Here is a 23,446-nt window from a genome sequence, read left to right as displayed (position 1 = left end):
TGATGACACCTTGTTAAAATTAATTATAAGATGGAATCAAAGAAATTTTATAAGAAGGAGAAAATAAAAAAACGGATTTCCTTTAGGAAATCCGTCCTATCACTCTTTTCTTCTATCTTTGAACATAGATCGAAACCGATCCGCCGTTTACGTGAAACTCTCCCCAGCCTTCTGCATTGATGACAACAGAATCGGAACGGTTTCCGGTGATGTCATGCCATGTCTCACCGGCGTTTTGCCGGCCGACATACATTCGCTTTGTCCCGCCGGGTCCGTCTGTTATTAACGCCGCCAAACCAGAATTTGCAACCGAGCTGTCGCCTTCCCTCGTCCAGCCGACAATGTCATGATGATCGAAATAATCATGCTGTGCTCCGTACGCATATTGTTTTCTCGCTTTTAAGATCGGTTCGATTTTGTGTTTCAGGGCAGGAATTTCGCGCTGCGAGGCTCCTTTCGTCCCGTACATATCCCCGTAGAAAATCTGCGGGTAGCCTGCTTCTCTTGTCAAAATAAAAGCGTAAGCCAGCGGCTTAAACCATGTTTGGACAGTCGACTCAAGCGATTGCCCCGGCTGTGTATCATGGTTATCAACAAATGTAACCGCTTTCACAGGATGCTTGGAAACGACTGTTCCGTTCAGCAATTTCCTCATATCATAGCCGCCTCCCTGTGTCGATGCAGCATGGAACTGGTAATGAAGCGGCACGTCAAACACTGAATGATTAAAGTTTGTTTTGTTCAAATAGTTTTCCAGCGCACCTAAGTCATTCTTCCAATATTCAGCTACCGTAAACATTTCCTTCCCTGTTTTTTCCCTGACATGATTGACCCAATCCCGCAAAAAAGAAAATTTAATGTGTTTGACGGCATCAAGGCGGAATCCGTCCAATTGCAGCTCATTGGCATACCACGTTCCCCATCTCTTTATTTCTGCCGTGACATCAGGATGATCATAATCGATGTCGGCATACATCAAGTAATCATAGTTGCCGTTTTCATTGGAAACTTCCCAATCCCATGCCTTTCCTTGAAACTTATAGATGCGGTTCAGCTTTCGGGACTCGTCCCAATCGGTTCCGTCAAAATGGTACCAATACCATTTGAAATCGCTGTATGTGCTGCCGCGCCCCGGGAATTGAAAATGTGTCCACGCTTTGATTCGCTGTTCTCCTGATGTTACGCGGTTGCGGTCAGCGGGATCGACTTCAACAGCCGTTACATCTTCGGTCGCATCAGCGCCGCCTTTGTGGTTGATGACTACATCGCCGTAAACGTTGATGTCCCGGGAATGAAGACTGTTGATCGCAGATTGCAGTTCTCCCTTTGTGCCGTACTTTGTCCGAACCGTCCCTTTTTGATGAAACTCCCCTAAATCATACAGATCGTAAGCGCCGTAGCCTACATCGTCTTGACTCGTTCCCTTATATGCCGGGGGAATCCAGACGGCAGTAATACCGTGTTCAGCCAAATATGCCGAGTCATTTTGTAAGCGTTTCCAATGTTGGCCATCATTTGGCATGTACCACTCAAAATACTGCATCAGCGTCCCATTAAGACTTGCCGCCGCTGCTGCAGAGTGAGGCAGCAAGAAGATGAGCGCAAATAACAGCGGCAGCAATCGGGCATAAAGCCGTTTGTGTTGTTTCATGATTTTCCTCTCCCCTTTCAAAGTGAAACACATGCTATTGTATAAATATTTGGAATTTTTAACAAATATCGTTTTCCCTATATTTTCTTGCAACAGAAAAGCGCCGATATGGCGCTTTCTTCTCATTTATTCAATATCCTCTCTGCTTCTTCACTTCTTCAAGCTGAGATACAGTTACCAATTGATAGCCCTTTGCTTTCAGCTTTTTAATAATCTCTTCCGCCGCTTCTGCGGACGTTGCATAAATATCGTGCATTAAGACGATTTTTCCGTCTCCCGCATGACTCATGACATGATTGACAATCTTTTGTTTATTTCTGTACTTCCAATCTTCCGGATCAACATCCCACAACGAGACCTTCAGATTGGAAAGCGAGCGGACGGAATCATTGATTCCGCCATATGGAGGGCGCAAGTGTGCCGGCTGGTGTCCGCTGATTTTTTCGATCATTTCTTGCGTGTCGTTAATTTCCTGATACGCTTTTTCATTTGACAGCCTTGTCAATAACGGATGGTCCCAGGAATGGTTGCCGACTTCGTTTCCTTCCTTCAGCATCCGTTTTATCGTTTCGGGATAATATTGGGCTCTGCTTCCAAGCACAAAGAAGGTCGCATGCCCTTCATGCTTTTGTAAAGCATTCAATATTTTATTCGTTGTAGCGGGATTCGGGCCGTCATCAAATGTGAGAGCAATCACTTTTTCATCAGGATTTATTTTCGCTTGTTTCGGAAGGGGGACAGGCTCCTGCTCTCGTTTGGCCTGAAGACGGCTCTTTTTCATATCCTGATATTGGTCTTTTAAAATATCTTTTACCCATTCTTTTTTTATTTTTACAGACTGCTCAAGACCGGTTTGTTTTTTCTCAAAATAAAATTCGACTTCGTTTTCCAGGAGCGCGAAGCGGCTGAAATGCTCTTCCTGAGGGCTTGTCCCTTCTTTTAATAAAGCCGTGTCGGCAGACGGATTCCGATTTTTCAATTCCTGATAGGCAATGCTTGAAATCCTGTTCAGAAAATCTGAATTTTCTTCGAACAGGTCTTGAAGGGACAGCAGCTTTTTCTGTTTTAAATCGGCGTTAAACGTCTTGACAGACGTTGTACCCGAAACGCCCCCGGCCTCTATGTATTGATTCAGCACCACACTGGCTGCATCTTTTGTGTAATAGACAACCTTATATTTGATGTTCAGTTCAAAAGGCCCGTCTTCATGCTGAGCCTGGGCCTTTGCATTATCCTCTTTAAAACTGGCCAATTCTTGATTCACATAATCTTTTATTTGTTCATCGATTTCTTTTATGCGAAATACCGGATAGTGGATGGCATACCGCTCTTGTTTGCTGTCGCTGACCATTGATTCGACGCCGAGGCCGGATTGTGCGCCGTCTTTTTTTGGTTGAGGGGGCTCTTGACTGTTGCTTGACACCTTATTGTAAGAGTACCCCGCCAAACCTATTAATATCGTTAAAAAAATCAACATTTTAACCCATCGAAATGATGGTTTGCCAGACATCGCTGCTCACTCTCCTGTTTCATGACTTGCTTTCTCTGTTTCTATTACAAATATTGTTTCTCATACCGGGACTAATATAAAAGCGTCGACGGAAGCTTTATTTCCTGATTTCCGGCCGCATACGGGGCGATATCATACTGCTGAAATACAATTGAAATTCCGCTGCTTGTATAATAGAAAGCCGTGTGTTCATCCAAGCGGATATCGCTCTTTTTAAGATCAGAATAAAACTGTTCCGGATGTTCGTTGATATAGCTGAAAATATAGTTTTTTGCTTTTTCGATTTTTGCCTGATTGTTTAATACGTCAGTCAGCACGACTTGTTTGCGCTTGTCAAAGTCAAAGTTGTAGGATGTAGCGGTGTACATGCCGTGCGCGCCGCCGGAGAACTGATAGTCATAGATTAAAAAGCTCAGTTTGCCTTCCTCGTTGTATTTGACTTTGTAGGACGTTTCATAGACGTTCTCCTCGTCCTTATCCTTCTTTTCGGCATCTTTAACGATTTTTTGAAATTCTTTATAAGAGTTTTTTAAATGATGTTTTACCGCTTCGTTGGCCAGCTGGGCATCTTCTTCCTTCAAATCGCTGAATACCGGAAAAGAAAGCGAACTGATGTCTTTGTAATATTCCGTGTGAATCGCGGCTTTTCTATTTTGTGAAGCGTTTATTTGAGATGTTCCTTTATTGATGATGAATAGCAGCGATGCTGTGAGTACAAGGAATCCTAAAATAGCCATCGCTTTTTTCATAAGCATGCTCCTTTGTCAATCTTCTTTTAAACTCGTAACATATCATTTTCTTTTGTAACACAAATGTAATATTTATTTCATATTTGTAATGATACCCACTTTTAAATCCCCCGTCAACTTTTTTGGGTAAAAATTTCTTCTGACGGCAAAAATAAGACACTCTCAATTCCTGAGAGTGTCGTTAACGGAATGATGAATGAGACGTGCGTCTTCACGCTTTTTTTGAGGGGCTGTAAATGCAGGAAAAACGCAGGCTGGGGTCTTCGTGATCAGTCTGACCGGAGTCTTCATTTTAGCCGTATTGTTTCAGCATGTCGGATAATGTCCGCTTCATCCTTTCGATTAATTCGGAAGGCTTCTGAATAATTGCTTCCCGGCCGAATGAAATGAAATAATCCGCAAAAAAATCAATATCCTTCGGCGCGATCTCTCCTTTCAGCACGCCGGACCCGTCTTCTTTTACATCCAGCTCAAGGTGTGGCCATTTGAGTGAACCGTGCCGTTCTACTCCTTTTTTTGTCAGCTCCGCTGATAATTCCAATGTCTCCCTTGGCCGGGACACAGCTGAAAAACGGTTCTTTAAATTAAGACCGGTCAAATCAAGCGGGGCCGCATGTTCATCAAGCTCGGCCCGCTTAATCCGGTCACACCTGAAGATGCGGTAGTCTTGTCTTAAAAAACAGTAAGCCGGGCAATACCACTTCCCTTGATTGGCATAGATTCCGATCGGCTGAATGTTTCTCTTGCTTACTGCACCGTTTGCTTCATATTCGATGATCAACACCTTTTGCTGAACTGCCGCTTCAAGCAGCACCTTTAAGACCGGAATGTCGTCTTTTTGCTCATAAGGCGTATAAAAAGCAACGCGATCCTTCATACTGTCAATCGCATCCCGGATGTCTCCTGTAAGGTTCAAATAAAATTTCTTTTTGATGGAGTCGTACTGAGCGTCAAACGGCAGGGATATATAATGCTTCAGCGCATCGATCGCAAAGAAGATGGCGATCGCTTCGTTCTCGCTGAAGGCGATGGGAGGAAGAATCCTTTCATTTAACACTTGATACCCTCCGTGGGGGCCGGTTTCAGAATAGAGGGGCACCCCCATTTCGCTGAGCTCTTGCAAATCCCTTAAAACCGTTCTCTTGGAAACGCCGAATTCCTGCGCCAGCTCCCCGACCGTAAATCGTTTTTTCCGGTTTACCATCATGATCATTTCATTCAATCGTTTCGCTTTAGACATGAAAACCTCCAATCATTTTTTAACCATGACATAAGTTGTCACCATTATAATATACAATCTTCTTAGATCAACAAAAAAAGGAGATGTTCGCTCTATGAAAACGCAATTTACACCTTACATCCTGATGAATGGAAGAGCAAAGGAAGCGATTGATTATTATCGTGATGTACTCGAGGCTGAAGTAAAGTTCAGTCAGACGATTGGCGAAGGCCCCGCAGATGAGGCGGCGAATTTTAAGGATGGCGAATTGGCTTTCATCGCACACGCCGTTTTGACAATCGGCGACGCCGTCATGATGATCGCCGACATCATTCCTGAACTGCCTTTCCAAAGTGGAAACCAATTGTCCATTTGCGTAACGGCAGCTGACGTTTCTTCGGCCAAGCGGCTGTTTGGCAAGCTGAGCGAGCGGGGCGAGGTCAAGCTTGAGCTGAAGGAGACTTATTTCAGTCCCGCTTACGGCATTGTCACCGATCCGTTCGGCGTTACCTTTCAAATTTTTGCCGCGCGTCCCGCATAAATGAACAAATGAGACATATCAAAAAAGGCCGGGTTTCATGAACCGGCCTTTTTTGCACGGAAAAATTTTCAGGGTTTTTTGGCTAAAAAGCGGTATTTGACCACAAAAATTTAAAAAACTGCGTTTTTTCAAATTCACTTGACAAAGGGCATTTATGGAAACGCCTCTTCTTTTTGGTATAATAAGGGGTAGCAACAGTTCGGTTCTATATAAGGGCGGTCGGCTCACCCTCCATCTCTTGGAGAGAAAGGGGGTGAGCATGTGACAGTATCAGAGGCGTTGCAACTTATGGTCTCTTTCGGCATTCTTGTCGTGGCAATTCTGTCATCGAACGACAAAAAAAAGTAAGATCGCCCTTGATTCCCACACCAAGACGATCTTACTTTTTAATTGGGATCTAAAAATAGAGCCGACTCCTTTTTACGGAGCCTCTCTGTTGCTTCCGGGAGATGTTGCCGCATCTTCCGGTTTTTTTCAGTTTACGCATTCATCTAAAGATTATTCTGTTTCACACCTTGAATATATCACGATTTCCTTTATTTATCAATATGGATGCGTTTATATAAAAATGGAGTCACGGTCAAATGCGATATGAGAAGATAAATTCCTGATGACAGGATCATCTCGTCAATTTTAACTTCAAAATCGGGAAAAGGCCTTTCTACATCAGAAAGGCCCCTCTTTTTTTACTCCCCGCTTCACATGTGAGGAGAGGTTGACCAATATCCCGGCTGACGTCAGCATGAACATTAACGAAGAACCTCCGTAGCTGACAAACGGAAGAGGAATTCCGGTAATGGGAAGAAGGCCGAAAACAGCGCCCAGGTTAAATAATGCCTGAATCATGATCTGGAAAGTAATGCCGACCGCCAGCAGCTTTCCAAACGGATCATCGATTTGTGCAGCGATCTTAACACCTCTGAACATGATCAACAGGTAGGCCCCGATGATCATCAACAGCCCGACACCGCCGAGTTCTTCACTGATGACCGCCATGATAAAGTCTGTATGGGCTTCAGGAAGAAACCCCAGCTTTTGAACGCTGTTCCCCAATCCATTCCCCCATACCCCGCCCGAATCAATGGCAAGGTAGGAATTGATCAACTGGTAGCCGTCTCCGTTTTCATTTTGAAAAGGATCGCTGAACGATGTCAGCCTTTTTAACCGGTACGACGCTGTCATAGCAAAATATGCGATGCCCGCCCCTGCCATTGTTCCGAGAAGCAGCAAGTGCCGTATTCTAAGACCGGCGCACAACAGAACCGCTCCGCAGCTTAACAGGATCGAAACAGCGGTGCCCAAGTCGGGCTGTTTTAAAATCAAAAAAAACACAGCGGCCAAAATGATCAGCGGCGGCATGACGCCCTTTCCAAAATCGGCGATGTATCTCTGCTTTTTTGCATACACATAGGCGAAATAAATAACCATCACAAGCTTCACAGCCTCGGACGGCTGGATCATGAGCGAACCGAGTTGAATCCACCTTTGAGAATTGTTTTTCTCCATCCCGATTCCCGGCAGCAAAACGAGAATCAGCAGCAAAAAAGAAAGCTTCACCAAAAAACGGATGAGTTTGCTGTAAGCTTTGTAAGGGAAAAAGACGGCAGCCGAAAAAAAGGTCAAACCGATGAGCAGCCACTGCAGCTGCTTCATAAAAAAATAGCTGCCATCATGATACTTCATATATCCGAGGGGGTAGCCGGCACTGTATACCATCAGCAAGCCAAACGAGGATAAAAACAGAACCGAAGCAATCAATACATAATCCAGTTTCTTTAGATGGGAAAGAATCATTTTGCGCACCTTCATCCCCAATCATTCCCAAACATGTAATGTTTAGATCTGATATTCACACTGAAAACGAGACCTAAGGCGATCATGTTGGTCAGCAGCGCGCTGCCGCCATAGCTGATAAACGGAAGAGCGAGCCCTGTGATCGGCATTAACCCGATCGTCATCCCGATATTTTGGAACACTTGGAATACAATCAACCCCGCAACCCCCGCACATATATAAAGACCGAACAGACTGTTGGACGAGATCGCGATCCTGATGATTCTGTAGATCATCAGAAAATAGAGACAGACTAATGTGACGGCACCCAAAAAGCCGAATTCTTCACCAATCACGGCGAAAATAAAATCGGTATGAGCCTCCGGAATCTTCCCTCCCTGCACTTGGGTTCCATGAGTAAAGCCGCTTCCTGACATCTGGCCCGATCCGATCCCCAATAACGCCTGCGTCAGCTGGTATCCATATGTAGAAGCATGTTCATGAGGACTGAGCCAGCCGTATATCCGGTCAAGCTGGTGAGGCTTAATGATCTTTGAAAAAATCTCAAAATAATGATTGTGCAAATACGTCAAAAAGGCGACCAATCCCATGAATCCAAGCGACAGGGACATGATCATTCTCCCCGAAATCCCCGAGACAAGCATCAACGTGAATGCGATCGACAAAATCACCAATGCTGACCCTAAATCAGGCTGTACCAATATGAAGAAAAACGGAATCACCGTGTACACCATGATTTTCCCCGTCGGTATGATGCTCTCCGTGAAGGAGAACCTTTTATGCTGAAATTGGTTGAGTATCGAAGCCAACAGAAGAATCAAAATGATCTTCATAAATTCTGAAGGCTGGATTTCGATGACTCCGAAGCTGATCCACCTTTGTGAACCATTTTTATAAGTTCCAAAAAAATGAACGAGAATCAGAAGAAAAACGGCTCCCGCAAATAAACGAAGCGCCAATCGTTCTAGCAGCTCATAGTCGATGTAGGCCGTTCCCGCCATGACGCCAAACCCGACAAGATACCAAAAAACCTGCCGTTTCGCAAAATAAAAAGGGTCCTGTGTTTCATACTGGCCGGACCCGCTGTAAACGGCTAGCAGACTGATGATAAACAAACAAAATAGAATGAGCAGAAGGCTGACGTCAATGTTGATAGGCTTTCTTTTCATCTGCATCATGCTCCATCATGATTTATGTGACAGCTGGTTGAAAACGAATTGAACCGCTGCGGCATCATCAATATAGCCGATTGGAAAAATATAATCCGGTATGACATCAACAGAAACGATGAAATACAGCAAAGCGCCGCCCATCAGCAGCAATTCACGCGGCGTCCCCCGCCCTGAGGTAAATCGGCTGTACATATCGTGCAAACGGGTCAGAAAAGGACCAATGCCGGCGACTTTCTCGACTTTGGATTCAAACTCAGCCAGAATGGTACGCTTTCCTTCCTCCGTCTGGGAATATTGTTCGTACTCATTCAATTTGTTTTTCAGTTCTTCCGTGGTAAAGGACCGATCATAGACATTTGAGGTTTGCAAAACATCTTCAATTTCGGCAACTGACGAGTGAATATCCTGACGTTCGCTTTCCCTCGTCTTCTCAATCGTATAGCCGGCCGCTTTCATCAGCTCATCAAAAGAAACACCGAGACTTTCTGAAAATCTTTGCAAATGGTTCAGGTTTGCTTTTCTTTTGCCATTGATGATTCTTGAGATGGTCGCTTTATCGATTTGAGTGCGTTCGCTCAATTCTCTTAAAGATAATGATCTTTTTCGCAAATGCTCTTTCAGCAGCGCCCCCAGCTGATTTTTCTTTTGTTCATCCACGAGCCTTTCTCCTCTCACACTAAAAATGTATCAATCTATCAGCCAAAAGGCCAAGTCGGTATAAATATATAGAACCGTTGTCAAAATGTCAACGAATAACCATAGACATCTGTTTTATCTCACTTATTCCACCCTATAATTGTTGACAAATAAACAAAAAAAGAGCGAGTCAAAACTCACTCCTTATCCGATATCAATCCAAACCCGTTTTAACGCCAAACCCGACAAGCACCAGCCCCGCGGCTTTTTGAAAGACCTTCTGGAATTTCACGCTTCTCAGCCATTTTTTTGCGAAATCGATCAAATATACGAGGATGAGGAACCAAAACACAGCAAGAAAGGTAAGGATTAAAGCGAGGATGATCAACTGCTGGTTGACGCTTTCTCTTAAATTAATAAATTGAGGCATAATCGTGATATAAACCAAAACAGTTTTCGGATTGAGAACGTTGCTGAACAATCCTTGCATAAACGAATCCTTATAATGCCGGCTTGATGCGTTTTCGGTTTTGTTCTTCTCGGCTTGTATGTCCTCCAAAGAAAACATTTTTTTCGCGAAAAAGCTTTTAATGCCTAAATATATTAAATAGGCCGCCCCCAAGTATTTGATCGTATTGAACAGAATCACCGATTTCGCAATCACCACCGCTAAGCCGAGAACGGCAATCAGCGTCCAGAAAGAAAGCCCTGTCGCCAAACCGAGAACATTGCAGCGCCCGGCGTTCGGCCCGTAGCGAAGCGTGTTTTTCACCACAAGCATCGTATCTGCTCCTGGTATCACCACCATCATGGCGGCAATCGATATGTATGACAGCAGGCTATCCATCAGATGTCTCCTCCCCATACTGGTTTATATAGTGGCTACTTTAGTAACCACTTATCAAAAAGTGTATCAGCGGACTTGAAATAAATCAATACATCCAGCAAAATATGAGTGACAAAGGTAGCGACTCTTGTTGAAGCTGGAGGGCTTATGAAGGAAAACATATTAGACGTACTGAAAAACCTGAATTTCACCGAGTATGAGTCGAAAGCATACTTGGCGCTTTTGGAAGAATCGCCGCTGACAGGCTATGCGGTGGCAAAAAAATCGGGTGTTCCCCGGTCGAAAATATACGAAGTGCTGGAGAGCCTCGTGATCCGCGGCGATATCTTTGTCAGCTACGGCGGCACACCGCAGTACATCCCCGTTCCCGCCAAGGAACTGATTAAAAACCGGCGGCTGAAAGCGGAAGAGACTTTTGAACAGGCAGAAAAATATTTCGAGAAGTTTGAGCGCACTGCAAATGACCGGGAAAATATTTGGAACATCACCGGACGAAGCGAGATTATCGATAAAGTAAAGGCTTGTATATCATCAGCCGGAAAAAGGATTCTCCTCGAAATTTGGAAAGAGGATTTTCCTGAATTGGAGCCGGAACTCAAGCAGGCCGCAAAAAAAGGCGTCATCGTCACCATCATTGCGTACGGCGACATTGAAGCTGATTTCGCCAATGTCTATCTCCATGACAGCAGCACGCAAATTACAGAAGAGTACGACGGACGCTGGCTTGTATTCAGCGTCGACGATTCGGAAGTCGTGGCCGGCATTGTCTCGCACGGGAAAGACAGCCGCGCAGCCTGGACGATGCATGTAGGCTTGGTGATGCCGATTACCGAAGTGATGATTCATGATCTGTATCTGATGGAAATTATGAAGAAGCACAGAGAGGTATTGGAGGAAAGTTTCGGCGAAAACCTGATCCATTTGCGCCGAAAATTTTCGATTCATCCGGATTTCAAAAAGCATTATATGAAATAAAAGGCCCGCGCAAAGAAAGCGCGGGCCTTTTATAATTATGATCTTTCGGTTGCCTCCCAGCGGGATACTTCTTCCCTGACGAGCGGCGCCGTTTTTGTTCCAAAAAGTTCAATCGCCTTCATGACATCTTCGTGCGGCATCGAACCGACCGGAACGTGAAGCAAAAAGCGGGTGATCCCGACATTCTTGCGCAGGTGAATAATTTTTTCCGCCACCGTCTCGGGATCGCCTACATAGAGCGCCCCTTCAAAGCTTCTGGCTGCATCGAAGCTCGACCGGCTGTACCGCCCCCAGCCCCGCTCCCTCGCAAGTGTATTCATAGCCTGCTGGGTGGAAGGGAAAAACCGATCGGCGGCCGTCTCGGTATCCTCCGCAATAAAGCCGTGGGAATGGGAAGCGACTGTCAGCTTTGAGGCATCATGCCCTGCATGTTCCGCCGCTTTGTAATAAAGCTCAACAAGCGGGGCGAAATGCTGCGGACTCCCCCCGATAATCGCGAGAACCAGCGGCAGGCCGAGCAGGCCGGCGCGCACGACGGATTCCTGGTTTCCGCCGCTTCCGATCCATACAGGCAGCGGATTCTGCACAGGGCGCGGGTACACGCCTGTATTTTGAATAGCCGGACGATGTTTGCCGCTCCATGTGACCCTTTCCGACTTTTGCAGCTCGAGCAGCAGATCAAGCTTTTCTTCAAAGAGCTCATTATAATCATCTAAATCATATCCAAACAGCGGAAAGGATTCGATGAAAGACCCTCGGCCCGCCATGATTTCCGCCCTGCCGTTTGAAATCCCGTCGAGCGTCGCAAAATCCTGAAAAACACGGACGGGATCAGCCGACGACAGCACGGTGACCGCGCTCGTTAATCTGATGCGCTTCGTCTGTGCAGCCGCTGCGGCCAGGACGACGGCAGGAGAAGAAGCTGCGTAATCTTGACGATGATGCTCTCCAACTCCGAATACATCCAAGCCCACCTGATCGGCAAGGACGATCTCCTCCACTACTTCGCGCAGCCGCTCTGCATGGCTGATGGCTTTTCCGGTTTTGATATCAGGGGTCGTTTCTACAAAGGTGCTGATGCCTAATTCCATGTCGCTTTTCCTCCACATTGTTTCCTTTAATTATTCTGTACATCGTTGATTGATGTATGCCGTATTCTTTTCACCCGGCACTCACATTGTTATATATAGAATACGGCGGGCGTTCTGATCATGCAATTGATCCGACTTGTGAATCAGGATCAGCTTCTGCTCCATTTGTTTTCCAGCTTGGTCTGCCGGCAATCATGCCAGTCTGGTATTCATGCATTCACAAAGAAGATACCAGCTTACACAAGTTTCTGCCCGCAGTTCGGACAGAAGTTGGCTTCACCCGTTTTCGTTCCGCAGTTTGGACAGAAGTTCGGCTTTGCCCCTGCCTGCGGCGTGCTTTGGGGCGTTGGTGTCTGCGCCTGCTGATTTTGGTTCATCTGATTCATCATTTGGTTCGCTACGTTCATTCCCATCATCATGCCGGCCATATCGGATGCGGCACCGCCGCCTGTCATCTTTCCTGACGCCATGCCGTCTGTCATGGAGATCTGCTGATATCTGTTCAGATCGCCGACCATGCCGTGGGAAGCGTTCTTCGTGATCATGTCCTGGATTTCTTTCGGATAATTGAAACTCATGATGTTAAAGCCTGTAACCGTCATGCCGTCGCTGACAATCTCCATATCAAGGTCTTCCTTGATCCCTTTTGCGATATCAAAGGCGTTGGCTTGAAGGTTGAACATATCTTTTCCTTCTTTTGTGATCCACTTCATCAAAAGCTGATCAAGGATAGATGTGATCCGTATTTTGATATCTTCCACAACATACTGATCTTTCACACCGGCAATTTTATCGATTAATGCGACATAATCATTCACCTTAAAATTAAATGTGCCGTTCGCTCTGATCGGCATGCCTCCCGGTAGTCCTGCAGCCGGGATATTGATGGCATTCTTCGTCCCCCATTTGACGGTAAACTCCTTCGTATTGACAAACAGGACTTCGGCGCGCATCCCGCTGTTAAAGCCAAATTTAAAACCTTTTAAAGTAGATAAAAAAGGAATAATTTCAGATTCAATATCATAGTCGCCTTCATCTTGGAATATGCCTTCGATTTTTCCATTGTTTAAAAAGACGGCATCCTGACCGGGACGAATGATCAGCCGGCTCCCCTTTTTGATTTCGCGGTTGTTCCATTTGTAGAAAATCATATCATCGCGAAATTCATCCCACTCTACTACATTTGCAAATTGATTTTTAAAAAACACCATTTGAGCTCTTCCTTTCCCTTTCTAAAAGCTTCCCCGGCTGCCGCTGTGCGAATGTCCTCCGCTCGTCGTTCCGCCGCCTGAGCTTTTATTATTGGACGGTTTTCTTTGTTTTGTGACGGTCGTTCTGATGTACTCGTCATTCTTTCTGATCACTCCGGAAGTATCACCGTTCATATACGTGTTTGCACTTACGGTCACTCTGCCGCCTGAATTGTATTTCATAATGGCGACGGCAATTCCCGCGATGACTGCTGACACAAGCAATTGAAACCATGTCTTAAAAAAGATGCTGTCCGCCCATGGTTTCTTCTCCATATCATCATACGCCGCCTTCATAAACATTTCGAATGCGGCCTCATAATGATTGCCAGATATATCCGGCGTGATTTTTTCTCTAATTTTGTCCAGTCTGGCGTCATTCAAATATTCTTCAGCCTTTTTAAAGCCGGCAAGATAGACTTCTCTATGCTCCATATCAACCGTTAACACAGCTGCGTTTCCATGCTTCTTCTGATAGCCGGGCGCTTTTTCGTCATAGAAGTCCTCCGCATATTTCTTTACATCGCGGCCATTCGTATCATCGGTCGTCACAATGATAAAGTCGGTTTCCCGTTCGGCTCCCAATTTGGCTGCCAGCGTCTCCAGCTTCTCGATTTCCTGTTTGGTCAGAAGCCCGGCTTCATCATAAACATACCGCTTCTGTTCAGAGGCTGCCGCACCGGAGGCTATAGGGATGAAGACAAGGAAAATCATACATAGGATCATTGCGCTTCTCAATAAATTTCTCATCATGCCCCGCCTCCCATCACAGCAGCGATGATTTTCCAGACCGCAAATATGGAGACAGCCAGTCCGCTAAACCACATCTTTTCTTTAAATGAGCTGATCGGCGGCTTGCCGACGACTTTTCCCGTTTGTCCGTTCATCGCAAAAATGTAATCCTTTTGTTTGTAGTTGTAATTGACCATCCAGACGGGCAAAAGCACATAAAAGCTTTTCATTTTTTGCGTATCGACGTGTTTCGTTTTCACATCGACGGAGCTGTATCCGGATAAGGTGGAATCGATATATGACTCGATGTAGCCGCTGATTTTGCTTTTCGCCCGCGGAAAAAGCTCTTCATCATCGTAATTATATTTTTCAGCGATGTAGCCTGCCAAATAGGCGGTTTTAAAATCTTTCAGCTGATCATACGGATAAGGCTCCAATTTGTCCATCAATTCATCGTTCATCTTTTCTGATGCATCCACCGGGACTTTGATGTAGTCGAGATTGATATCGCGAAACGCATCATAATGTTCGGTCTTCGTATAGATGTAGTCGCCCTGTGTATACCTATGTACCTTTGTGCAGCGGGCGCTGACCTGCACTTTGCTGTTTAAATCGTACATCCAGAAAGGAACGTACATGCCTGTGATGCTTTTAATCCGGTCCGCCGACATAAAGCCCTTTGGTGTTAACAGCCCTTTTCTGCACCACTTGCGAAACGCGTCTGCCGCTTCCTCTTTGCTGATCGTAAAAGGAATGACCTTTGCCGGGGCAAGGTTTCCGGACAGGCGGTCGGCGATCACTGCCGCTCCCCCGCAAAAGCTGCAGGAGGTAGCCGTCGTTTCTTTTTCAGTGATCAAAATAGCGCCGCAGTTTTGGCAATGATATTCTGTTGCTTCGTCTTCAGTAAATCTCGCTGTTTTTAATTCTTCCGGAATGTTTTCAATCTTGTCCTGTCTCCCGCAGCTCCGGCAGGCCAGCGTGCCGGATTCAGCGTCAAAGGCCATGTCATCCCCGCAGCCCGGACATTTATAAGAAATCACCATGTCTCTTAACCTCTCACTTTATTCATTTCAAATTGTTATGACTTTTGACCCGCCATTTTTGCTTTCAGTGCGGCAAGCGCATCATCCACACCAGAGGGGCTGTCATATTTAGCTTTCAGGTCTTCTACGTCATCTTGAGGAGCGGCGTTCAGTTCAGCCATCGCATTCGCTTCATCAAGCGCCCGGTTGGCCTTTTCTTCCATTCTGCCAAAAGCGGACATTGAATGGTTGGCATTCGCTGCAGATGCACCGAGTTTATTCATTCTTTCCTGTGTTTTCGCCGCTGTCCATTTCGCTTTGATCGCGGCCCGACGCGCTTCAAGCTCTCCGATATCAGAAACAAGCTTATCGTGCATTTTTTTCATTTGAAGCGCATTGGATGACGCCGTTTGTAATGCAGTTTCTAATTCGGACCCCTTCGTTTCCAGCACCGCTTTCTTTTCTAAAAATGTTCGGGCATCCGCCTCGCTGCCGGCTTCCAATGCCTTCATTGCATAGCGCTCAAGCTTGTCGATTTCCGCCCGGCAATCCGCCAGTTCTCTTTTTGCCCTTTGCTCGGCCGCCATGACAGACGCCGTTTCCGCCTTTACTTTGTTTAAGTCGCTGTTTAAGTTCCTGACGTACTGATCCACCATTTTTTCCGGGTCCTCTGCTTTATCAAGCAAAGCGTTAATATTGCTGGCCATAATGTCTTTGAACCTGCTTAATATACTCATCTAAAAACTCCTCCTTATAGTAAAATATACTTAGTTTAAATATACTATTTTTCCAGAGGAAAAGTTTCGGTTTTTTAATAAAAAATTGATATAATGGCAGTTTTTCGAGAAAAATTTTCAAACAAAAACAAAAATATTCAGACGGAATATTCTGATTTATATGTTGATTTATTTTTGATTTCGGAATAAAGTAATACTATATGAAAAACATTCGGAACAGCATGTAAGCTGGAACGGATGCAGGGTCGGTATCACCAGAAAATGACAGCGCTTACATATTCGCGTGACTCACGAAAGAAAAATCCAGCATTCAACGCATCAATCCGGCTTCTGTCAGAAAAGAATTCTGATTTGAAAGGGGAGCGAATCATGCCAGGGAGAAAAAAAGGCAGTTTGAAGTCGACGATCACGGTTGCCATGTCCAACTATTTGGAGGCGGGATCAATCGTCGCAGGGGCCGGCGGGCTTTCGTTATGGGTTGAATATTTAGGGTTGGACGACGCCCGGGTCGGGCTTCTCGGCGCCTTAAGCGCAAATGGTTTCGGCGCGGCGATCGGCGCTTTTCTCGGCGGTTTTTTAGTCGACCGTTACGGGAGAAAATTCATATACAAGTACGATTTATTAGTCTATATGCTTGGCGTTTTGCTGATTGCCGTGTCGTTTAATTTTCCGATGCTTTTAACCGGTTACATCGTGACGGGAATTGCGGTGGGCGCAGCGATTCCGGCTGCTTGGACTTATATTGCCGAGGAGGCGCCTGATCACGAACGTGCCGGACGCGTCGGCTGGGGGCAGCTGGCATGGTCGGTCGGACCGGCGCTTACGCTGCTACTATCGGTTGCCTTGGCACCGCTCGGTTTGCTGGGAAGCCGGTTGATTTTTGCCCAATTATTCGTTGTCGCGGTCATCACGTGGATTTTGCAGCAGCAGATTCACGAATCGTCCATCTGGGAGGAGCAAAAGCGAAAAGAAGCTGAAGACAAAGCAAAAGGAGTTACAGAAAAGGCATCAATCAAAGAGCTGTTGACCAACAAAGCGAACCTCCACGCCATGATTCTCCTTATCGGAATTTACGCGTTTTGGAACCTTGTTGCCGGAACAATGGGATATTTCATGCCGTATATTTATGAGACGGTCGGCGGTTTAACAGCGGCGCAAGCCAACCTGCTGCAGGCATTTTTATGGATTTTGACAGTGGCGTCCACATACTTCGTCTTTATCCGTCTCGGCGATAAAGTCAATCGGAAAACGCTTTTTGGCATAGGAGCAGCCATGGCAACCGCCGCATGGGTCATCCTCACCTTCGGCACGATGAACATCACGGAGCTTTTATTATTCGTATGCCTGTGGGGCATTTCTGCGGGATTTGGAGCGCAGGCGTTTTACGGGCTGTGGGCGGCAGAACTTTTTCATACGAAATACAGGGCGCTCGCCCAAGGCTTTATGTTCTTCATCGTCCGCATCGGCGTCGGGCTCATCTCATTGATCGTTCCTGCGATGATTACGGGATTGGGCTTTAAAACAGCCGGCGCCGTCATGATTGCATTTCTCGTCATTCATATGATCATCGGGCTCCGTATGGCGCCGGAAACGCGCGGCAAATCGCTTGAAGCCATTCAAAGCGAACGCTACCACCAAAGCGGCTGACCTGTGGTCAGCCGCTTGTTCTAAACCTGCAGGTTTGAGGCTGTCAACAGCTTCCTCTTCTCTGAATACGGGTCGTTTTCAATCGCGATCTCTTGATCAAAAATCAGCGTTTTCCGTGAATCTTCATCATAATCAGGCCAGCTGACATCATCGGTGCTCGGATTTCCGGAGCGGGCAAAAGACACCCAGGCAGCCTGGATCTGTTTAGCAAGCAGATGCGCTTCCTCCCCAGCCTTCGTACCTGTCAGCTGTTCCAAACTGTCCATATTGCCAAATACAAACGGAATCTCTAAGCCGTGCACCGCTTTGTTGAACGGCGGATGCTCCGAATCGGCATGCCAGTCAAACCGGTACATAAAGACAGATGCATGTCGTGATTGAGCCGAAGCGAACACAACGGACGGATGCCAAAAGACTAGATCTGTCATCATATCAACATGGCCTTTCAATGATCTCGGATACAGAGGCGCGGCGGCTTCAGCGGCCTCTTTTCCCATGTATTCTTCTAAAATCTCATTAATCTTCCTCTCAGGCAAAAGTTCCGAAGCAGAGGCAAAAAACAAAGCGCCTTCATCGCAGTTTGTTCCGATTAATAGACCGATTCCTTTTGCCGCACCCTTCGCGACGGCGGCCTCCGGCTTCAGCGGGAGGGTTTTTTCGTCAAGTGCAGGCTGAAAGATCAATTCAAAAATATTTTCTCCCATTAAAGTACGCAGCTGATCGGCGCCTTGAAGAAGTTCTTGATCAGATACATCGCAAAGGCGCTCCAGATGATGATGATCAATATCGAGAATCGTTAAGAATCTTTCTGCTGCGGCTTTCGCAAGCTTTTCAGACAATGTTGCGGCGGCCCCGCTTTCCATAATGGCCTGTTGAAAAAGCCCCTTTGCTTTCGGCATCGCCAAGAGCGAAGCGATGCTCATCGATCCCGCCGATTCTCCAAATACCGTAATATGATGACGGTCTCCGCCAAAGAAAGCGATATTTTCTTTCACCCACTCAAGGGCCGCGATTTGATCCAAGAGGCCAAGGTTGCTTGTGTAGGAATCATCAATTGCAGAAAGATGCAAAAAACCGAACGGACCGAGGCGATAATTGATGGTGACCACGATCACCTTTCCCTGCTTTGCGAGCTGAGTCCCGTCATAGAACGGTTCACTGCCGGCTCCGAGATAAAAAGCGCCCCCATGAATCCACACCATAACAGGCAGATCCCCATCCGCCTCTTCAGGTGCGTACACATTTAAATAAAGGCAATCCTCAGACTTTTCAACCCCCGTTGACTCACCAGGCAACCCCCTGTCAGGCTGCGGACAAACCGGACCAAATTGAAAGGCCTCCCGCTCACCTTCCCAGGCTTCCATTCGCTGCGGTTCCCGAAACCTTAACTTGCCGACGGGAGGTTTTGCGAAAGGTACGCCTTTAAAGATACGGACACCGTTTTCCGTTCTGCCTTTCAGCTTTCCAAAGCACGTTTCGACAGTCGTTTCATACATTTTATTCCACCCCTTTCACTTTTCAATGATAATGGAATCGGACGATACCGTCTAATCGGAATACTTGCATTTTGGAAAATGAAGGGTCTAGTATAGGATCAGAAGAGATGTTCAACCTATTGTTTAAAAATTTGACGGAAAAGAGGGGTTTCAATGAAACTGTCGGGACACACAGTACTGATCACAGGCGGCGCATCAGGAATCGGCTTTGCTTTTGCTGAACGATTTATGAAATCGGGAAATACGGTCATCGTCTGCGGGAGAAGGGAAAGCAAGCTGAAAGAAGCAAAGGAAAAATATCCGGAGCTGATCACGCGTGTATGCGATGTAACCGATGAAACGGAACGACTGGCATTATTTGAATGGGTCAAAGAACATCACCCTGGCGTAAACGTACTTGTGAATAATGCGGGTATACAGCAGCGCTACCACATTTTAAAAGCAGATGTCATAGACAATTGGGCTGACTACAAAAAAGAAATCACCGTCAACATGGAGGCGCCGATCCACCTGGCCATGCTCTTTAGCCAATACTTTGCCAAAAAACCGGGGAAAACAGCGATCATCAATGTGACATCAGGCCTGGCGTTTACACCGATGGCGATCGCACCGATCTACTCATCGACAAAAGCCGCTCTCCATTCTTTTACGATGAGTTTAAGACATCAGCTTTCCGAGGCCGGCGTTGAGGTCATAGAGGTCGCTCCTCCCGCGGTCAATACAGATCTGGGCGGTGTCGGACTGCATGATTCCGGAGCTCCTTTGGATGAATTTGCCGATGCGATTTTTAAAGGGCTGGAAGAAGGCCGATTAGAAATCGGCTATGCCAGATCGGAAAAAGCCTTGCGGATGTCAAGAGATGAAATCGATGAAAGCGTCAGCCAAATGTACAGTTCTTTAAAACATTCCATCGAATAAAAGGAATGTTGGCATTGTCATTTCAATAGAGGTTGTTCCTTCCAGACGGCCGTTTTATCATAAAATGAGAAGGAGTGATCCAAATGCCGTTTATTCTCCAGCGCATTTATCAAGAAAACCAGCAAGCAGAAGGACGCCGCATTTTAATCGACCGTGTGTGGCCGCGCGGCATTTCAAAAGAAAAAGCGAACCTTGACTGCTGGATGAAAGAAATCGCTCCAAGTCCTGATTTAAGAAAATGGTTCGGTCATGACCCGAAAAAATTCGAATCGTTTAAAGAAGCCTATCAAAATGAAATCAAACAACACCCTGAAAAACAGAGAAGCTTCAAGGAATTAAAAGAAATGGCTGCGGACGAAACCGTTATTCTGCTTTACGGTGCAAAGGATGAGCGCCATAACCATGCCGTCGTTCTTTATGAGATGCTGAACCGGCAAAGCCTTTGACCTTGAAACTTTTTTCAACGCTTTTCGTATGACAGATAAAGCAATATGCGAAAAGGATGGTAAACATGGAGATGAACCTGTTCTGGATCGGGCTTGGTTTAGCGGCTTTAGGCTATTTTATCGGTGACGGCTTGAAAAACTTTAAAAACCCAAAAGGGAGTTATTCAGGCTATCCCTATTTAGTTAAAGAAGGCGATTTACATTATTATTTAGGTTTAAGTAAAGTAGAAACGAAAGAAATGCTGAGTAAATATCCTGACATACCTAAAATTGAATTAAATGGCACAACCTATTATCCGTATCAGCATTTGATGGATTGGATGTTGTCCGCCGACCTTTATAAACAGTAAAGCGCAGCTTGAAGCTGCGCTCACTTTTATGATTCGAGTATTTCAACATAGCCTTCCGATCCGTTAATCCTGATCTTCTGTCCGTCTTTAATTTCTTTCGTCGCATGCTCAACCCCCACCACCGCCGGAAGCCCGTATTCCCGCGCAATGACGGCGCCATGTGTCATGAGGCCGCCCACTTCCGTCACCAAACCTTTGATTGAGACAAACAGCGGTGTCCAGCTCGGATCTGTAAAAGGCGTAACAAGGATATCCCCCTCTTCGATATCGGCTTCTTCCAATTTCAGAATCACTCTTGCCCTACCTTCGATGACTCCCGATGAAACAGGAACGCCCGCCAATGCTCCCGCCGGAATGTGGTCTCCCAGAACTTCTCCCGTGATGACCTCGCCTTCTGAAGTCATCATTCGCGGAGGCGTTAATTTTTCATAATGCTGATATTCTGCTTTTCTTTCCTCGATCTTCTTCACATCGAGACGATTAGCGCAAACGGCCTCTCTCAATTCATCAAAAGACAGATAATAAATATCCTCCTTCGCTTGAATCAGCTTCTTTCGCTGCAAAATGGCGGCTTCTTTCATCAACGCTTCCTTATATATAAAATAGCGTTTGATCAGAGCATATTTGGGATATTCCCGATAACCGATAAAATTCCGCAAAACGCTGATCATCTTCTTTGTCTTTTTTGCCTTTTGTCTGCCTCCCTTTAGTTGTTGCAGACGGCTTAACAGATCCCTCTCCTTTTGCTCCGCTTCCAATCGCCCCTGTTCAAACTTGACCGTTCGCGCACCAGGTTCAAAGTTTTTGATGTTGCTCAAAATCACTGGAGCAAGAATGGAAGGGCGTTCGCTCCAGCGCGTCTTGGTCATATCGATCTCACCGGTGCAGCGCATGCCGTATTTCTCAAGGAATGCCCACAATGCGCTGATAAAAGCGGGACCGCCGTCAAGCTGTTTGAGATCTTCGAAAAAGGTTTCATCATTGGCATGCGCTAAATATTTCTGAACCTCGGGGTATCCTCTGGCAGCATCGGAAACATCCAAAAGCGCCAATCCCATTTCAGATGTGACATTGTGCAATACCGATTGAGAAAGGGTATCGGCGACATTTTTTTCGCCAAGCCATTTCTCCATTTTTCGATTGAGCCAGTATACCGCATATAAACCAACCATAATCACAGCCATGCTCTCTGAATCATAGAGAACTTTTTTCAAGTTTTTTTGATCCTCTTCTATCTGTGCAAATAACGTTTCACCCGATGCATTTTCCAATCGCTGTTCAGCCTCATGAATGGATGCTTCCGCTTTGGACATGAGCCGTTTGACTACACCTGTGTCGTTTTTCCGGTAAATCTTCAGCGCATGACCAGGCAGCGACCATGACAGCCCCTCAGCCCCTAATCTAAACATCCGCTTCCCTTTCGGCAGCGTTTTGACAAGCTCCTTTCTTTTCAAAAAATTCACAAGAGCGCTATGCATGAAAGGATCATTTTTCCCCGCCGTGCTGAGGACGACTTTCCGACCAGCAAAAGATGCCAAATCGTGTGATAAATCAATAAAAAGCCTTCCGCCGGCACAGGTCAGCTCATAACCCGAGATCAACCCGAAAAACGATATCCCAAGCGGATTGATCGGCTCTGTCATCATTTGCTGATGCCCGACAGACATATAGACGCGCAGCTTGTCATCGCTCTGTTTCGGAAGAGGAAACAATGTCGTTACAGGCCTGCTCTGGACAAAGAAAAATTCGCCATCAGCCAGACACCATTCAATATCCTGCGGAAAACCGAAATGAGCTTCAATTCTCCTTCCCAGTGCTTCAAGCTGTATGATCTGTTCATCTGTTAATGTTTGCTTTTTCCGGCGTTCCGCTTCGACTTCGCGCGCCTCAGTGCCGCCGCTTTCCAAAGAATAGACTGCCGTCTTTTTCTCGGAAATCGTTTTTTGAACGATCTCTCCTTCGCGAACCTTGTAGTTGTCTGCCGAAACCATACCAGATACAAGCGCCTCCCCCAAAGCAAAGCTCGCATCAATCGAGGTGACCTTCCGGTTGGATGTAACGGGATCTGCCGTAAACAAAATGCCGGACGCCTCCGAAAACACCATCTGCTGGATGACGACCGATAATTGAACTTTACGGTGGTCAAAACCGTTTTGAATCCGGTAGATCACGGCCCGCTCTGTAAACAATGAAGCCCAGCATTTGCTGATATGCTTCAAGATCGCCTCTATTCCTTTTATATTTAAATACGTATCTTGCTGCCCGGCGAAAGAGGCATGAGGCAAATCTTCCGCTGTAGCGCTTGATCGGACGGCATATGCACCGCCGCCAGCATTTGAGTGAGCGCTTTTAACCGCTTCTTTGATCTCTTCGGCGATTTCGGCCCTTTCAATACCATTGCGGATCTGGAGGGCGAGTTCGTTAATCTGCTCTCGATCGATCACTTTCAAAAGTGACAGCTGATCAATCAGTTCACTGACTCTGCCGTTTTCGCCAATCATCCTTTCATATGCCTTTGTGGTTACACAAAAGCCGTGAGGCACTTGAATGCCGCCCATTTTCGACAACTCGCCCAAGTTCATCCCTTTCCCGCCGACAAGCGGCAAATCGGCTCGATCGACCTCATGAAAGCCCAATACATAGCGTCCCATCAGAAATCCCCC

The 23,446-nt window shown here is 46.2% G+C and carries 22 protein-coding genes; 7 read left to right on the top strand and 15 right to left on the bottom strand.

Translation table 11 applies throughout. The features are described from left to right. Window positions 1-112: 112 nt before the first annotated feature. From amyS to CP943_RS03715, 4 genes are all read right to left on the bottom strand, one after another. Window positions 113-1,651: an alpha-amylase gene (amyS, locus tag CP943_RS03730; RefSeq protein ID WP_026578957.1), complete on the bottom strand. Its 1,539-nt coding sequence runs from the start codon at window positions 1,649-1,651 to the stop codon at window positions 113-115. Window positions 1,652-1,781: 130 nt separating this feature from the next. Continuing rightward, on the bottom strand, window positions 1,782-3,161 hold the full coding sequence (locus tag CP943_RS03725) for a polysaccharide deacetylase family protein (protein ID WP_039073307.1): 1,380 nt from the start codon (window positions 3,159-3,161) through the stop codon (window positions 1,782-1,784). Window positions 3,162-3,232: 71 nt separating this feature from the next. Then, complete coding sequence (locus CP943_RS03720; protein ID WP_035337087.1) at window positions 3,233-3,910, bottom strand: DUF3298 and DUF4163 domain-containing protein; 678 nt, start codon at window positions 3,908-3,910, stop codon at window positions 3,233-3,235. A gap of 292 nt (window positions 3,911-4,202) precedes the next feature. Then, window positions 4,203-5,150 (bottom strand): helix-turn-helix transcriptional regulator, encoded by a 948-nt coding sequence (locus tag CP943_RS03715; protein ID WP_105980756.1) that lies wholly within the window; start codon window positions 5,148-5,150, stop codon window positions 4,203-4,205. Between the two features lie 94 nt (window positions 5,151-5,244). Between CP943_RS03715 and CP943_RS03710 the strand changes: the two genes are divergently transcribed. Further along, the gene (locus CP943_RS03710) at window positions 5,245-5,670 is read left to right on the top strand and encodes a VOC family protein (RefSeq protein ID WP_026578960.1); all 426 of its coding nucleotides are present in this window, start codon (window positions 5,245-5,247) and stop codon (window positions 5,668-5,670) included. A gap of 288 nt (window positions 5,671-5,958) precedes the next feature. Continuing rightward, complete coding sequence (locus CP943_RS22935) at window positions 5,959-6,018, top strand: hypothetical protein (RefSeq protein WP_219192634.1); 60 nt, start codon at window positions 5,959-5,961, stop codon at window positions 6,016-6,018. 318 nt (window positions 6,019-6,336) lie between these two features. Here CP943_RS22935 and ftsW read toward each other — a convergent pair whose 3' ends face one another. The 4 genes from ftsW to CP943_RS03690 all read right to left on the bottom strand — a co-directional run bounded on the left by ftsW (window position 6,337) and on the right by CP943_RS03690 (window position 10,119). Continuing rightward, window positions 6,337-7,479: a putative lipid II flippase FtsW gene (gene ftsW / locus CP943_RS03705; RefSeq protein ID WP_023855556.1), complete on the bottom strand. Its 1,143-nt coding sequence runs from the start codon at window positions 7,477-7,479 to the stop codon at window positions 6,337-6,339. Beyond that, the gene (rodA, locus tag CP943_RS03700; protein ID WP_020450389.1) at window positions 7,476-8,633 is read right to left on the bottom strand and encodes a rod shape-determining protein RodA; all 1,158 of its coding nucleotides are present in this window, start codon (window positions 8,631-8,633) and stop codon (window positions 7,476-7,478) included. Before rodA ends, ftsW begins: the two co-directional genes overlap by 4 nt. A gap of 15 nt (window positions 8,634-8,648) precedes the next feature. Then, a complete protein-coding gene (locus CP943_RS03695; protein ID WP_105980755.1) occupies window positions 8,649-9,293 on the bottom strand; it encodes a helix-turn-helix domain-containing protein in 645 nt (214 codons plus the stop codon). 193 nt (window positions 9,294-9,486) lie between these two features. Then, window positions 9,487-10,119, bottom strand: a complete 633-nt coding sequence (locus CP943_RS03690) for a homoserine/threonine efflux transporter (RefSeq protein ID WP_020450387.1) — start codon at window positions 10,117-10,119, stop codon at window positions 9,487-9,489. A gap of 147 nt (window positions 10,120-10,266) precedes the next feature. On the opposite strand from CP943_RS03690, the gene CP943_RS03685 reads away from it, so the two are divergent. After that, complete coding sequence (locus tag CP943_RS03685; protein WP_020450386.1) at window positions 10,267-11,094, top strand: TrmB family transcriptional regulator; 828 nt, start codon at window positions 10,267-10,269, stop codon at window positions 11,092-11,094. 35 nt (window positions 11,095-11,129) lie between these two features. Here CP943_RS03685 and CP943_RS03680 read toward each other — a convergent pair whose 3' ends face one another. The 5 genes from CP943_RS03680 to CP943_RS03660 all read right to left on the bottom strand — a co-directional run bounded on the left by CP943_RS03680 (window position 11,130) and on the right by CP943_RS03660 (window position 15,926). After that, complete coding sequence (locus CP943_RS03680) at window positions 11,130-12,185, bottom strand: LLM class flavin-dependent oxidoreductase (RefSeq protein WP_105980754.1); 1,056 nt, start codon at window positions 12,183-12,185, stop codon at window positions 11,130-11,132. Between the two features lie 236 nt (window positions 12,186-12,421). Next, window positions 12,422-13,396, bottom strand: coding sequence for an SPFH domain-containing protein (locus CP943_RS03675; protein WP_039073309.1), 975 nt, complete (start codon window positions 13,394-13,396; stop codon window positions 12,422-12,424). 21 nt (window positions 13,397-13,417) lie between these two features. After that, on the bottom strand, window positions 13,418-14,185 hold the full coding sequence (locus CP943_RS03670) for a TPM domain-containing protein (RefSeq protein WP_080131556.1): 768 nt from the start codon (window positions 14,183-14,185) through the stop codon (window positions 13,418-13,420). Further along, the gene (locus CP943_RS03665) at window positions 14,185-15,210 is read right to left on the bottom strand and encodes a TFIIB-type zinc ribbon-containing protein (RefSeq protein ID WP_026578964.1); all 1,026 of its coding nucleotides are present in this window, start codon (window positions 15,208-15,210) and stop codon (window positions 14,185-14,187) included. Before CP943_RS03665 ends, CP943_RS03670 begins: the two co-directional genes overlap by 1 nt. Before the next feature lie 35 nt (window positions 15,211-15,245). Beyond that, window positions 15,246-15,926 carry a PspA/IM30 family protein gene (locus tag CP943_RS03660; protein WP_039073312.1) on the bottom strand — a complete coding sequence of 227 codons (681 nt, stop codon included), beginning with the start codon at window positions 15,924-15,926 and terminating at the stop codon, window positions 15,246-15,248. 369 nt (window positions 15,927-16,295) lie between these two features. Between CP943_RS03660 and CP943_RS03655 the strand changes: the two genes are divergently transcribed. Further along, window positions 16,296-17,573 carry an MFS transporter gene (locus CP943_RS03655; protein WP_105981349.1) on the top strand — a complete coding sequence of 426 codons (1,278 nt, stop codon included), beginning with the start codon at window positions 16,296-16,298 and terminating at the stop codon, window positions 17,571-17,573. A gap of 20 nt (window positions 17,574-17,593) precedes the next feature. Here CP943_RS03655 and CP943_RS03650 read toward each other — a convergent pair whose 3' ends face one another. Then, window positions 17,594-19,069 (bottom strand): carboxylesterase/lipase family protein, encoded by a 1,476-nt coding sequence (locus tag CP943_RS03650; protein ID WP_105980753.1) that lies wholly within the window; start codon window positions 19,067-19,069, stop codon window positions 17,594-17,596. A 153-nt stretch (window positions 19,070-19,222) separates the two neighbouring features. On the opposite strand from CP943_RS03650, the gene CP943_RS03645 reads away from it, so the two are divergent. The 3 genes from CP943_RS03645 to CP943_RS03635 all read left to right on the top strand — a co-directional run bounded on the left by CP943_RS03645 (window position 19,223) and on the right by CP943_RS03635 (window position 20,783). Then, a complete protein-coding gene (locus tag CP943_RS03645) occupies window positions 19,223-19,987 on the top strand; it encodes an SDR family oxidoreductase (protein WP_105980752.1) in 765 nt (254 codons plus the stop codon). An 83-nt stretch (window positions 19,988-20,070) separates the two neighbouring features. Continuing rightward, on the top strand, window positions 20,071-20,433 hold the full coding sequence (locus tag CP943_RS03640; RefSeq protein WP_023855544.1) for a DUF488 domain-containing protein: 363 nt from the start codon (window positions 20,071-20,073) through the stop codon (window positions 20,431-20,433). A gap of 65 nt (window positions 20,434-20,498) precedes the next feature. Then, entirely contained in the window at window positions 20,499-20,783 is a 285-nt protein-coding gene (locus CP943_RS03635) for a hypothetical protein (RefSeq protein ID WP_020450376.1), read from the top strand. Window positions 20,784-20,809: 26 nt separating this feature from the next. Here the strand turns inward: CP943_RS03635 and ppsA are convergent, their stop codons facing one another. Further along, window positions 20,810-23,434 carry a phosphoenolpyruvate synthase gene (ppsA, locus tag CP943_RS03630; RefSeq protein WP_103750428.1) on the bottom strand — a complete coding sequence of 875 codons (2,625 nt, stop codon included), beginning with the start codon at window positions 23,432-23,434 and terminating at the stop codon, window positions 20,810-20,812. Window positions 23,435-23,446 lie beyond the last annotated feature (12 nt).

Origin of the sequence: Bacillus paralicheniformis (genome assembly GCF_002993925.1) — a bacterium.
In the GTDB taxonomy this organism is placed as follows: Bacteria; Bacillota; Bacilli; order Bacillales; family Bacillaceae; genus Bacillus; species Bacillus paralicheniformis.
This window is presented reverse-complemented; position numbering and strand designations above follow the sequence as displayed.

Excerpts from the sequence above, each read along its gene's own strand:
- amyS (WP_026578957.1), bottom strand. The coding sequence starts at position 1,651 with ATGAAACAACACAAACGGCTTTATGCCCGATTGCTGCCGCTGTTATTT.
- CP943_RS03725 (WP_039073307.1), bottom strand. The coding sequence starts at position 3,161 with ATGTCTGGCAAACCATCATTTCGATGGGTTAAAATGTTGATTTTTTTA.
- CP943_RS03720 (WP_035337087.1), bottom strand. The coding sequence starts at position 3,910 with ATGAAAAAAGCGATGGCTATTTTAGGATTCCTTGTACTCACAGCATCG.
- CP943_RS03715 (WP_105980756.1), bottom strand. The coding sequence starts at position 5,150 with ATGTCTAAAGCGAAACGATTGAATGAAATGATCATGATGGTAAACCGG.
- CP943_RS03710 (WP_026578960.1), top strand. The coding sequence starts at position 5,245 with ATGAAAACGCAATTTACACCTTACATCCTGATGAATGGAAGAGCAAAG.
- ftsW (WP_023855556.1), bottom strand. The coding sequence starts at position 7,479 with ATGAAGGTGCGCAAAATGATTCTTTCCCATCTAAAGAAACTGGATTAT.
- rodA (WP_020450389.1), bottom strand. The coding sequence starts at position 8,633 with ATGAAAAGAAAGCCTATCAACATTGACGTCAGCCTTCTGCTCATTCTA.
- CP943_RS03690 (WP_020450387.1), bottom strand. The coding sequence starts at position 10,119 with ATGGATAGCCTGCTGTCATACATATCGATTGCCGCCATGATGGTGGTG.
- CP943_RS03685 (WP_020450386.1), top strand. The coding sequence starts at position 10,267 with ATGAAGGAAAACATATTAGACGTACTGAAAAACCTGAATTTCACCGAG.
- CP943_RS03680 (WP_105980754.1), bottom strand. The coding sequence starts at position 12,185 with ATGGAATTAGGCATCAGCACCTTTGTAGAAACGACCCCTGATATCAAA.
- CP943_RS03675 (WP_039073309.1), bottom strand. The coding sequence starts at position 13,396 with ATGGTGTTTTTTAAAAATCAATTTGCAAATGTAGTAGAGTGGGATGAA.
- CP943_RS03670 (WP_080131556.1), bottom strand. The coding sequence starts at position 14,185 with ATGAGAAATTTATTGAGAAGCGCAATGATCCTATGTATGATTTTCCTT.
- CP943_RS03665 (WP_026578964.1), bottom strand. The coding sequence starts at position 15,210 with ATGGTGATTTCTTATAAATGTCCGGGCTGCGGGGATGACATGGCCTTT.
- CP943_RS03660 (WP_039073312.1), bottom strand. The coding sequence starts at position 15,926 with ATGAGTATATTAAGCAGGTTCAAAGACATTATGGCCAGCAATATTAAC.
- CP943_RS03655 (WP_105981349.1), top strand. The coding sequence starts at position 16,296 with ATGCCAGGGAGAAAAAAAGGCAGTTTGAAGTCGACGATCACGGTTGCC.
- CP943_RS03650 (WP_105980753.1), bottom strand. The coding sequence starts at position 19,069 with ATGTATGAAACGACTGTCGAAACGTGCTTTGGAAAGCTGAAAGGCAGA.
- CP943_RS03645 (WP_105980752.1), top strand. The coding sequence starts at position 19,223 with ATGAAACTGTCGGGACACACAGTACTGATCACAGGCGGCGCATCAGGA.
- CP943_RS03640 (WP_023855544.1), top strand. The coding sequence starts at position 20,071 with ATGCCGTTTATTCTCCAGCGCATTTATCAAGAAAACCAGCAAGCAGAA.
- CP943_RS03635 (WP_020450376.1), top strand. The coding sequence starts at position 20,499 with ATGGAGATGAACCTGTTCTGGATCGGGCTTGGTTTAGCGGCTTTAGGC.
- ppsA (WP_103750428.1), bottom strand. The coding sequence starts at position 23,434 with ATGGGACGCTATGTATTGGGCTTTCATGAGGTCGATCGAGCCGATTTG.